The organism is Bacillus marinisedimentorum, from assembly GCF_001644195.2.
Lineage (GTDB): Bacteria > Bacillota > Bacilli > Bacillales > Bacillaceae_O > Bacillus_BL > Bacillus_BL marinisedimentorum.
In genome coordinates, this window is record NZ_LWBL02000008.1 from 90,836 (window position 1) to 103,314 (window position 12,479).

The following is a 12,479-nucleotide window of genomic DNA, read 5'->3' on the forward strand; positions in this document are numbered from 1 at the left end:
CCCTGCCACTTTTCTCTCAAAACGCCACTCCTATTTCTTATACCAGCCCAGCCCGAGCGAGCCTTCGCCGAGATGCGTCCCGATGACGGGGCCGAAGTAACTGACGTTCACTTCCACATTCGGATACTGCTTTTCAAGGTCCTTTTTCAAAGCTTCTGCTTTCTCGGGGCGGTTGGCGTGGATTGCGGTCGCTGTTATCGCAGCGCCGTCCTTAGCATCTTCGTGGAAAAGCTCTTTAATCCTTTTAACCGCCTTCTTCTCGGTGCGGATTTTTTCATATGGCACAATTTTCGTATCTTCAAACACAAGGACCGGTTTCACCTGCAGCAGGCTGCCGACGAATGCCTGGGTCCCGGAAAGCCGGCCGCCGCGCTGAAGATGCTGAAGATTATCCACCATAAAATAAGCGCGGACCGATTTTTTCATTTCGTCCAACCGCACAATAATTTCCTGCGGGTCCACCCCTTTGAGTGTAAGTCGGGCAGCCTCACGGACATAAAACCCCTGCACTTCGCAGCTGATTTCCGAATCATAAGCGTACACTTCAGCTCCTTCAACCATCGTGCCGGCAGACAGCGCCGTCTGATATGTGCCGCTGATGCCGCTCGATAAGTGAATGGAAATGATGGCGTCATAGTCCTTTGCAAGCTTCTCAAACAGATCGACAAACTGGCCGATCGCCGGCTGCGATGTTTTCGGAAGTTCTTCAGAATGCTTGATTTTATCGTAAAAATCCCCGGTCTTCATTTCCACTTCTTCCTGGTACGATTCATTGCCGAAAATGACATTCAGCGGAATCATATGAATATTAAGCTCTTTCCGGACCTCTTCCGGCAAATAAGCCGTACTGTCCGTTACAACCGCTGTTTTCATTCCATAACCTGCCTTCGTCCTGTTATTTATCACTTCATGATATAGATGATTGCAAAGAAAGATTTATATACCAATATTGTACCGAAGTTCCAATGATTGTACTAGTAGGTTATTCTGTTGCCTGGCAATTGCGAGGCAATTGCCAGGCAACTATTTCCCGCATTATTTCCCGGCCGCACAAAAAAGACGCAGCGGAATCCATCTGCGCCTTCCCTTATTATTCGATTACTTCACCAGCCGCTTCGCCCCAAGGTACCGGGGCTGCCAGTAGCTATTCGACAGGTTTGATATCGTGACGCCGGTTGATGTGCCGGCGTGGATGAAGTTACCGTTGCCAAGGTAGATGCCCATATGTGACGGGCCTTTTTTGTATGTTTCGAAATAGACAAAGTCACCGACTTGCGGTTTCGGGACAGGTGTCATCCGGTCCCAATAAGAAGCAGTGCTCAGCCTTGGCATGCTGTATTGCTTGTTGATGACGTATGCGATGAAACCGCTGCAGTCAAAGCCTTCTGGCGTGTTGCCGGCCCACAGGTAAGGTACGCCGATATGTTTCTTGGCGTCTGAGACAAGCGAAACAGGATTCAATATAGCTGCCGTGCTGCCAGCAGCAGGAGTCCTATTCTCTGTATCCTTTAATGATGTGCCTAATTTCAGTTTCTGGCCGGCATATATGTGATTGCTCTTCAAATCGTTAAGCTCCTTCAGCTTTGTCACTGAAATGCCAGCCGCTGACGCAATCTCCCAGATCGTATCGCCTGGCTTCACAACATAAACTCCTTCTTCAACGCTACTTGATTCTTCTTTTGAGGGTTGGGGCTGAGGTGCTGGTTCTGTCTGTCCGCCATGAACAAGCAGTTTTTGCCCTGGATAAATGGTAGCAGATGTAAGATGATTCAGCGATATAAGTTCATAATAGGACATGCCAAACCTGGCGCCGATTCGATATAAGCTGTCTCCGCTTACTACGATATATGTACCCGTCTTTACAGGTGCTGCCGGTTCATGTTTTACCGGTGACGGAGTTGGTTTTGCAGCAGGCTCAGGATCAGGTTTCACAGCCGGTTTCTCTGTTCCCCCGCTTTCAGCACCGCCCTTTATAGTAAGCTTCTGGCCCGGATAAATCGTTGTCGACGACAAGTTGTTCCATTTCATGATATCCCGATAGGAAACACCGAATTTCGCTCCAATTTTCGAAAGGCTATCACCGCTTTTTACGATGTATGTACTGCTTGCGGCTGGCTCCTCGGCAGGCTTGGCATTTTCAGATGCATTCGAACCTGAAGGTTGTGACCCATCAACAGGAGCTTTGCCTGGTGCAGTTCCCTCAATTTTCAGTGTCTGGCCCGGATAAATCACAGTGGACGTCAAGCCATTCCATTTCATAATATCTTGATATGCAACACCGAATTTTACCCCGATTTTCGAAAGGGTGTCCCCTCTTGCAACTGTATAACTTGACATATTCTGCATGACAGCCGCCTGAACAGAAGAATCATTTTCTGTCGTTTTCAACTGCCCTGTTTTATCGGGGATTTCCAGCTTTTGTCCCGCGTAAATCGTATCAGACACCAACCCGTTGACCAGCCTGATCTCATAAACACTTACCCGGTACCGCTGCGACATCTCCCACAGCGTTTCACCGGATTTCACCTCATGTGATGCCGCTTCTGCTTGTCCTGCCGAACCATGGAACAGCGCCAAACCGAGCAGCGCTCCGCCGCTCGCCGTCAACAACTTCTTCTTCATTTCCGCCCCTCCCAATCTGGCATTCTTACTTCTAACTTTATCCAAGCCGGTAAAATCTGTCTATACCTTTTTTCTTATTTTTGTGAAAATTAGAGTCTTTAGTCCCTTGTTGTCACTTTATAGTAATTCTATTTTTTATATCGGTTAATGTCGATGCACTTGTATCAAACTTCTGTATCGTTTTTTGATTTTCCTGTAGGCTTTACTGCAGCACGGTGTACCAAAACCACTCTCCCACCGCGCAAATCATATGGTCCTACATAATAATGGTAAGCAGGAGTATAAAAAGCTAGCTGAGAAACGGTTTCCTTTTTGCAGTGTCCAGGCAATTTCCTTCGATTTGCATTTGACTCAATCACATTTCTACTTCTGCCGCACTACACCAACATCAGCAAACCACTTTGCAAAACGAAAAAAGAGCCCGTCTCCGGACTCTTCTTATTACCATTTTTGCTCAACTATGAAACTTGCACCCAGCCATTCTTAATCGCCATAACAACTGCCTGGGTCCGGTCATTCACATTCAGCTTCTGTAAAATATTGCTCACATGGTTTTTAACCGTTTTTTCACTGATATAAAGCATCTCGCCAATTGAACGGTTGCTTTTCCCATCAGCCAGTAACTGCAGTACTTCGCATTCCCTGCGGGTCAGCAAATGCAGCGGCTTCCGGTATTCGACTTCCGCAAAACGGTTGCTGCCGCGTTTCTGGTTTTCCTCTGCCAGCCTGCGGTAATCCTTGACAAGATTATGTGTGATCTTCGGATGCAGGTAAGACCCGCCTGCAGCCACCACTTTGACGGCTTCAACAAGTGCATCAGCATCCATTTCCTTCAATAAATACCCTTGCGCCCCCGATTGGAGAGCGTGGTTCACATACGCTTCGTCATCATGGATAGAAAGGATGATAACCTTTGTATCCGGGTACGTATCCATCAATTGCCGCGTAGCTTCAACACCGTTTATATTCGGCATGTTGATATCCATCAGGACTACATCAGGCTGATAGTTTTCAAATAAAACAACTGCTTCAGTACCATCATCCCCCTCTGCAACAACAGTAAAAGTTTCTTCATAATCCAAAATCCGCTTTACTCCTTCACGGAATAATTGATGATCATCAATGATTACAATTCGTGTTGTCATCCTAAATACTCCCCCTCTGCGATAAGTTGTTGTATCTTGGCCGGCTTAACTTACTGCATCTCCTGGTCCGTTTAATGTGTGTCGAAAATACTATGGGCTCTTATAAAACACAGAGAAATAGCCAGCAGAGCGTTCTTTCCTTCAAATCATATTACAGGTCTTATTCCCCAAATCGTTTCCCCTGGAACCCCGTCTTTACAAAAAAGTCTAAAAATAGAAAACGGCCATTGAGCCATCAAACAACGGCACGAATCCCGATTACCAATTAATTGAAGTGAATCAAAGTGTACGGTGTCATCAAAGAGTTTGCGATTGCGAACAAGAATCCTTCCGGAAGTACCAAAAATAATGCTTTCGGCACAGAAACCGCCTTTTAGATGGACGCAATAATATGTAAAAACTGAAAAAGCAAGAAGCGTTCTCCCTTTTTCAGCAAGCAGCAATGCCGCTGCTTATCTAAATGACACTTTCCACTTCAGACTTCAGCGGCACCTGGATCGTAACGACAGTCCCTGCTCCTTCTTTTGAATCAATGGCCATCTGTCCATCCAGCATATCAATCCGCTCTTCCATGCCCATCAAGCCAAACGATTTGCCCTTTGCCTCTTCAAGGTTGAATCCTTTACCATCATCTCTGATGACTACATTAGCATTCTTTCTGCCGATTTCAAGTTTCACCTGGATTTCTTTTGGCCGGGCATGCTTTATGGCATTTTGGACAGCTTCCTGTATCAAGCGGAAAAGCGCAACTTCATATTTGGAGGCAATGCGCGCTTCTAAACCGAAACTCCGAAAATGGATTGCGATTTTATTGTATTCTTCCATGCTGCTTAAATACTTCTTCAATGTTGGGATAAGTCCAAGATCATCAAGCGCCATCGGTCTCAAATCGTAAATGATCCGGCGTACCTCATACAGTGCGCTTCGCACCATCTCCCGCAAATCGCGGATCTCGGCAACCGCATCATCGACAGCGCCTGTCCGGGACATCCGATCAATCAGTTCGGAGCGCATCATGACATTGGCAAGCATCTGTGCGGGACCGTCATGGATTTCACGGGACAGCTTACGGCGTTCTTCTTCCTGCGCCTCAATGATCTGCAGGCCGAATGCCTGCTTTTGCTTGGCATTTTCCAACAGCTCACTGACCTGCCGCAAATCACTGTTCAAATAGTTGAGAACCACCGTGATCTGGCTGACAAGACCTTCAGCCCGCTCAACCGTTTCCTGCAATTGCTGCAGCCGCCGTTCCAGATCATCACGCCGTTCCCTGAGCTGCTTTTCCTCCTGGCGCATAAATTGCAGGTCCATTTGCACTTCATGGGCCCGTTCGTATGCATTTCGGATTTCCTCTTCGCTGTAATCCTTGAAATGCTTGCTCACCTCGGCAAGGCGGATCCTGGCAAACCGATAGTGAATTTCCAGCCGATCCGTTTTTTCGATTGTATCCGTTACTTTCGCACGGATATCTTTCAGCTCTTGAAGCAGTTTGTCATACTCTCTCCGCGATTCTTCCCCGATCTGGAAAATCTCACTCTTGCTGTCCGATACGGTCTTAATCATTCTTTCCAGAATCGAATCTAAGGATTTAGCATCAAGCGAATTGGATGACATCTCGATTCCTCCACTTAACTTTAACGAACATGGACCTAACGGACTACAACCTTAAGGCCTATTTCGGGCATAGGCCTTTGTAACGGCTGGTCCGGTCACAGTATAGTGTTCGCCAAGCAAAAGATATATCTGTACATTAAAGGTAAAAAGAAACATAATTTGCCGGGAGTTTTATACCGACTTATAATAATTATGGTATACTTATTTACCTTACGATTGCAGGGGGTATAATACTTATGTTATCAACCTATTATACCGTAAAAGGGTACGGTGAGCATGAAATAAACATACAAAAATCACGGTTTATCGGATACGTAAAACGGACCGAGACTGAAGAAGAAGCACAGGCGTTCATCCAGGAGATCAAAAAAAAGAACTGGAATGCGAACCATAACTGTTCTGCATACATGATTGGTGAACATGATCTTTTACAAAAAGCAAACGATGATGGGGAACCAAGCGGAACAGCTGGAGTTCCAATGCTTGAGGTCCTAAAAAAAAGAGAACTCAAAGATACCACAGTTGTGGTAACACGTTATTTCGGGGGAATCAAATTAGGATCTGGCGGACTAATCAGAGCGTACGGGAAATCTGCTTCTGAGGTAATCAACAAGGCAGGAATTATAGAAATGAAACTAATGCAAGTAATGGAACTAACTATTGACTATACCTTGCTTGGCAAATTAGAAAACGATCTTAGGACTTCAAAATTTATTTTAAAAAAAGTGGAATATTTGGAAAAAGTCAAAATTCAAGTATACATCCAATCGGGTGAGGAAAATTTGTTTACCTTCTGGGTAGATGAACATACAAACGGTCTAGCCGATGTAAAGAAACGCCAAACGAAGTACCTTGAGTTTGACGTTTAATTTTTGTGAGGGGAATTTTATGGGAACAAAAAGAACAAGAAGAAAATTACAAAGAAATAAAAAGTTTAAACGGGCTTTTATTATTATATCTATTCCTCTTTTAAGCGTAGTTACTTATTTAAGCTATATCACCTATCAAGCATTTACAACAGCTAATACGTCTTATGCCGAGCTGGATAGAGGCGAAAAGTCAGAACTTCGGCAAAATGAAGTAAAAGTAAGCACCACTCCCATTTCCGTATTATTGACTGGTGTTGAAAATTATTCATCAAACATGGGTCCCGGCAGGACAGATACCATTGTCGTAGTAACTTTTAATCCTTCTGAAAAGACAATCAAGTTATTGAGCATCCCGCGTGATACCCTTGTTAACATCTCTTCTTATGGAGAGGATAAGATAAACCATGCTCATGCATTCGGAGGGCAAGATTTAACCATTAGTACCATCGAGGACTTTCTGGATATTCCAATTGATTATTATGCTTCTGTTAATTTTAAAGGGTTCACCAGTATAATTGATGTCCTTGGGGGTGTAAACGTTAATGTGCCTTTTGACTTTTGGGAAAAAAGATATGGAACAACCGAGAAAATTTATTTTACGGAAGGTGCAATGCATCTAAACGGAGAAGAGGCTCTTGCCTATGCGAGGATGAGAAAACGGGATCCAAGAGGGGATTTTGGCCGCAGTGAAAGGCAGAGGGAGATTATTACCTCTGTAATCCAAAAAGCAACAGTTCCTTCTTCTTTGTTTAAAATTGAAAATATCAGGGAAGTAATCGCCAAAAATCTAAAAACAAATTTTAAAGTTTCTGAAGGTATTGCATTGGCAAAATCTTATCCTGATTTTGATACAAGCCAAATTGAAGAAATTAAACTAAACGGCCACGACAATTATATAGATAATGTTTACTACTTTGTAGCGAATGAAGACTCAATAGATAAAGTTCAATCCGAGTTAAAACAACATCTGGAACTGGAAGAATAAGGGGGGGATTCCGTGCCGAATGATGCAAAAGTTATTGTATACAGGGATATTTTATTACCAAAGTCAGAAACCTTTGTTAAGGAACAAGCAGATAACCTGGTACGTTTCAAACCGGTGTTTGCCGGATATAAGTATATCAACTACGGAATTCAACTTGACAGCAATAATGTTATTTGCAACCAGAAAACTGATACTGCACGAACCACTATCAAAGAGGCATTAATCAAGACATCCGGGTTAAACTGGAAATTAATTAAAGAAATACAACAAGTTCAACCAAGATTAATACATGCCCAATTCGGGCCAGATGGATCCCTGGTGTTGCCAATCGCCAAAAGGCTAAACCTTCCATTGTTGGTTTCCTTTCATGGTTATGATGCCACTATGGATGATCAATCATTACTAAAAGGATCATTTAATGCAAGGTATTATGTACGAAATAAAGAAAAATTGATGAAAAATGCCACAAACTTTATTGCTGTATCGAATTTTATAAAAAGCAAGTTAGTGGATCGGGGATTTCCCCAGGACAAAATCATGACTCACTACATTGGAATCGATACGGAGAAATTTGCAAAATCAAGCACTACAAAAAAGGAGAATACTGTCCTTTTTGTTGGAAGGTTGGTACCCAATAAAGGGTGTAATTATCTTTTGCAGGCAATGAAAAAGGTTCAAAACAACATAAGTAATGCTGAATTAATTATTATTGGAGATGGTCCAGAAAAGGAAAAGTTAATGAAAACAGCAAAAGAGCTAAATATTTCATGCAAGTTCCTCGGCCACCAGCCACAAGAGGAAGTCATAAACTGGCTTAACAAAGCTAAAGTGTTCTGTGTACCTAGTACAGAAGTAGAATCCGGAGCCTCCGAGGGACTTGGGATGGTTTTTTTAGAGGCCCAGGCCATGGGAGTTCCGGTAGCCAGTTTTAAAACTGGCGGTATTCCAGAGGCGGTACTGGATAAACAGACAGGTTTCTTGTACGAGCAAAGAAATTGGAGCAAACTTGCAGAAGGTATAACAGCCTTATTAGAAAACGAACATCTATATAACCAATTTTCAACCAATGCCGTAGTCCATGTTAATAAACGCTTCAACATTATAAAACAGACCAATGAATTAGAAACAATTTATCAAGATATATCGTCTAATAAGTAAAGCTCTTTTTGGTTGAAAGTTTTTCTTGACCATTCAGAAAAACGCATGTAAGCTTCTATTGGTACTTGTAATTTTATTTTCGGTATATAAAGAGGTGTCATAATAATGACTATGCACTATACCATCGCATTTATTGTATCAATGTTGGTCGCATTTTTTTCTACACCAATGATAAAGTGGATCGCAATCAAGATTGGTGCTACAGATACTCCTAACGGAAGAAAAGTGCACACAAAAATCATGCCTCGATTAGGCGGTTTAAGTATTGTTCTTGGTGTCCTGGTTGGATATCTTTACCTTAGACCAGTCTTGCCGTACTTTACTCCTATCGCAATTGGGGCTACCATAATAATCATCATTGGTATACTTGATGATAAATATACATTGCCAGCCAGTATAAAATTTTTGGCACAGCTGGCTGCAGCAATAATTGTAGTTGCATCCGGCCTGAAGGTTGATTTTGTAACATTACCTTTTAACGGAAAAATTGAACTTGGGGTTTTCGGCTATATAGTGGCAGTCTTATGGATTGTAGGTATCACCAATTCGATAAATTTAATTGATGGACTAGATGGATTGGCTGGCGGAGTAGCTGCTATAGCTACGGGAAGTATACTCGTAATGGCACTTATCGACAATCAGTTTGCGGTAGTAGCCTTGTCTGTCATACTTCTCGGGAGTACACTTGGCTTCCTGTATTTCAATTTCCACCCAGCAAAAATATTCATGGGTGATACGGGAGCATTATTCCTGGGTTATACAATATCTATAATATCTATGCTTGGCCTATTCAAAAGTGTTACTGCGTTCAGCTTGATAGTTCCGATTATTGTGTTAGGTGTGCCCATTGTAGATACATTCTTCGCGATTATTCGTCGTTTCCTAAATAGGCAAAAAATATCGGCACCAGATAAATCACACTTGCATCACTGTCTTTTAGGACTCGGATTTAGTCACAGGAATACAGTTTTGCTAATCTATTCACTAAGTTTATTTTTCGGGCTGTCAGCTATATTATTTTCAGCCGCAACCATGTGGGGATCATTTCTTATTGTGTTTCTGCTCTTAATTGTTATACAAGTTACAGCAGAAATAGTGGGATTAATAGGAAACAGAAGAAAACCATTAATAAATACAATGAAGAGAATATATTACGCAAATTCTCCACGTTCAAAAAGCAAATAACCTTTAAAGTTTGCACTTTTTAGTGCAAACTTTTTTGTTTTTTATATAGTAAATACCCTAACTCCTTAACCTTAGTTTCCTATTTTCTGTAATTTAGTAAAATAATGTTTTAAAAATCACCTCTAAAGTAGTATAATTGCTTTCGTGATAGCTTATTACACATCAAGAGACTTAGTTACGGAAAGGGAAAGTGTTATGAAATTAATTATTTCACTAGTGAGCAGCATTTTTTTATCGACATTGCTGTTGTTAAATCAGTCATTTGCTAATGGTTTTTTTATAAAAGATCCTCGACTTGAATTGGCTGTTCAAGATAGTTTTGGAGAAACAAATTCTGAAAACCTTACAAAAGAGACCCTAAATACAATATCTCAGTTTGATGGAAGCTGGTATGATATCACAGATCTATCAGGAATAGAAAATGCCAGTCAGATAAATCACTTATACTTAACGGGAAATCAGATTAATGATATTGCTCTTCTTACTGGTTTGGAACATCTAGAAACGTTAGATTTGTCAAATAACAATATTTCCGATCTAAGTCCACTAGATGCTTTGCAAAACATATCCTTTCTTAGGCTTGATTCAAATGCTATAGCAGATATCAGCCCGCTGAGTGATTTAGAGTTCTATGGTGAACATACAGAACTTCTAATTGATCATAATAACATAAATGACTTGTCACCTCTCCTTTCAATTAAATTCAGTGAAATTAACTCAGAATTCCTTTTGGATATTTCTTTTAACAATATAAGTGAAGTCAGTAGTCTCCAAAACCTTTCAAATACTAAAGTGTTAGAGGCATCCAACAATAAAATCAGCAATATAAACGGACTTGAGAACCTTGCTGATTTACAGTATTTAAACCTCAGCCATAACCAGATTGATAATCTATCGAGTTTAAGTATACTTAACAATTTAAGAGACATTAATTTAAGTAATAATATCTTAACAACTATAACAGGCTTGAACTTTTACAAAGGCCGAAACTATTATCTGGATTTGAGCAATAACAATATTAACGATATTAGTAACCTAGTAAATGTCACTAGTGGATATATAGATTTAAGAAACAATAAAATAACAACTATATCTTCCCTAAAAAATTTTCGAAAAGGTACCGTATTACTTAACGGAAACCCTCTATTGTCGCAATCTACAGAAATAATTGAGATGCTGAAAAGCTGGGGAGTAAATATATTGCATGATCCGATAGCAGCCCCGGAAGCAAGTTCTGAAAGAATCTTCGGCTCAGGAAGATATCAGACAGCGGCAGAAATATCTCAGCAAGGCTGGGATAATTCCCAAACAGTTGTAATTGCAAGAGGAGACTCATTCCCTGATGCACTTGCAGGTACTCCACTGGCTCATTCGCTTCACGCTCCAATATTATTGACAGAACAGTCCAAACTAAGTACCGCCACTAAAAACGAAATAGTACGTCTCGGCGCCACAAAGGCCATCATATTGGGAGGAAAGAATGCTATTACTCAACAAGTTGAAATTGATCTTCAAAATATTAACGTAAAAAATATAGAAAGAATAGCAGGAAATGGCAGATTCGAAACAGCAAGAAAAATAGCTGGACGTGTCAACCAAAACCCTGAGAAAGCTGTTATTGTTTATGGCTACAATTTCCCGGATGCTCTCGCCATAGCATCTTATGCTGCCCAAAATGGGTATCCAATATTGTTAACAGATAAAGATAAACTCCCCTACCATACAAAGGAAGCACTAAAAGGTGTAGAAAGTACTATAGCGGTAGGAGGAGAAACTGTAATCAACAGCAGTGTCTTTGAGCAACTTGAAAATCCTTTAAGAATTAATGGAACGAATCGTTACGAAACAGCTGCAAAAGTTATAACAAAACTCAAGTTATTTCCTGACAGTGTTTTCATCGCGAACGGTAAGGGATTTGCAGACGCACTGGCTGGATCTGTATTAGCAGCCAGGAGACAAAGTTCTTTATTACTCGTAGAGTCAGATAAAGTTCCCAAAGAAACTGTGAAGATTTTTAATGATTATCAAATTTACCATCACACTGTGCTGGGAGGAAAAGCAGTTGTTGAGGATTCAGTCATAAATACATTGCTGTCCATAAATAATTAAAATCATAGTTACAAGCGGGGGAATAATACGTGCATTTGTTTAAAAAAGTAACGCTGGCTGTCATTTTTGTATTTTCTTTATATCTAATTATTGAGGAAGACTTGCATGCTGTTTCTTCTTCCAATAACATTGCCTTCTTTTATGTTTCCCATCAAGATGATGAGCTTCTTACAATGGGGAATGCTATAGTAGACCACCTTCATAACGGTTTCGATGTTCACGTAGTATTACTAACCGACGGAGCAGCTTCTACCTCTATAAAAACAGTTAATGATAAACTGAATGAAGAGTCATATAACTCCATTACAGTGGAACAGTTTTCAAAAGCGCGAAATAGAGAGTTTCTTCGATCAGCCTCAGCACTTGGTGTGAAAAGGAAAAATATTCATTTTGAAAACCTTCGTGATGGAAAAACAACAACTGATCAAATTAATAAAATTATGAGAAGATACAGCGCTCTTTATCCAAATGCAAGGCATAACTCATTCAGTTATCATGACGATCACAGGGATCATCAAAACTCTGGCTTATCCCTTTTAAACCTATATAATCATGGTTTCATTAATAATGTTTTATTTTATATTCAGAATCGAGAAATGAGTCAAATAGATGGCCAATATGATTATTATGGACATGAATATGACCCTTTTATTCAACAAGCCATTCATGCATACTCAGAATGGAATCCAGCCAGGTACAAATATGCTATTGGAAGGACATCAGTAAGTTATGACTTTGAATTACTGCTAAATGACCCAAGGAGTAAATACCATCTACCAAATCAATAACAAC

Annotated in this window: 10 protein-coding genes; 6 read left to right on the plus strand and 4 right to left on the minus strand. The window is 40.9% G+C overall.

The features are described from left to right. Nucleotides 1-30 precede the first annotated feature (30 nt). From A4U59_RS02175 to A4U59_RS02190, 4 genes are all read right to left on the minus strand, one after another. Nucleotides 31-873: a DegV family protein gene (locus A4U59_RS02175; protein ID WP_066175619.1), complete on the minus strand. Its 843-nt coding sequence runs from the start codon at nt 871-873 to the stop codon at nt 31-33. Between the two features lie 225 nt (nt 874-1,098). Continuing rightward, nucleotides 1,099-2,622, minus strand: a complete 1,524-nt coding sequence (locus tag A4U59_RS02180) for a LysM peptidoglycan-binding domain-containing protein (protein ID WP_066175621.1) — start codon at nt 2,620-2,622, stop codon at nt 1,099-1,101. A 458-nt stretch (nt 2,623-3,080) separates the two neighbouring features. Then, nucleotides 3,081-3,767 (minus strand): response regulator, encoded by a 687-nt coding sequence (locus A4U59_RS02185; protein WP_066175623.1) that lies wholly within the window; start codon nt 3,765-3,767, stop codon nt 3,081-3,083. A gap of 456 nt (nt 3,768-4,223) precedes the next feature. Continuing rightward, on the minus strand, nt 4,224-5,381 hold the full coding sequence (locus A4U59_RS02190; RefSeq protein WP_066175627.1) for a sensor histidine kinase: 1,158 nt from the start codon (nt 5,379-5,381) through the stop codon (nt 4,224-4,226). 236 nt (nt 5,382-5,617) lie between these two features. Here A4U59_RS02190 and A4U59_RS02195 point away from each other — a divergent pair, with 236 nt between their 5' ends. The 6 genes from A4U59_RS02195 (at nt 5,618) to A4U59_RS02220 (ending at nt 12,475) form a co-directional block, all read left to right on the plus strand. Continuing rightward, nucleotides 5,618-6,250, plus strand: a complete 633-nt coding sequence (locus A4U59_RS02195; RefSeq protein ID WP_066175630.1) for a YigZ family protein — start codon at nt 5,618-5,620, stop codon at nt 6,248-6,250. A gap of 19 nt (nt 6,251-6,269) precedes the next feature. Further along, complete coding sequence (locus tag A4U59_RS02200) at nt 6,270-7,235, plus strand: LCP family protein (RefSeq protein ID WP_066175634.1); 966 nt, start codon at nt 6,270-6,272, stop codon at nt 7,233-7,235. 12 nt (nt 7,236-7,247) lie between these two features. Then, nucleotides 7,248-8,393, plus strand: coding sequence for a glycosyltransferase (locus A4U59_RS02205; RefSeq protein WP_066175636.1), 1,146 nt, complete (start codon nt 7,248-7,250; stop codon nt 8,391-8,393). Nucleotides 8,394-8,498: 105 nt separating this feature from the next. Beyond that, nucleotides 8,499-9,578: a glycosyltransferase family 4 protein gene (locus A4U59_RS02210; RefSeq protein WP_066175639.1), complete on the plus strand. Its 1,080-nt coding sequence runs from the start codon at nt 8,499-8,501 to the stop codon at nt 9,576-9,578. Nucleotides 9,579-9,773: 195 nt separating this feature from the next. Continuing rightward, nucleotides 9,774-11,687, plus strand: coding sequence for a cell wall-binding repeat-containing protein (locus A4U59_RS02215; protein WP_066175642.1), 1,914 nt, complete (start codon nt 9,774-9,776; stop codon nt 11,685-11,687). A 29-nt stretch (nt 11,688-11,716) separates the two neighbouring features. After that, nucleotides 11,717-12,475, plus strand: a complete 759-nt coding sequence (locus A4U59_RS02220; RefSeq protein ID WP_066175644.1) for a PIG-L deacetylase family protein — start codon at nt 11,717-11,719, stop codon at nt 12,473-12,475. Nucleotides 12,476-12,479 lie beyond the last annotated feature (4 nt).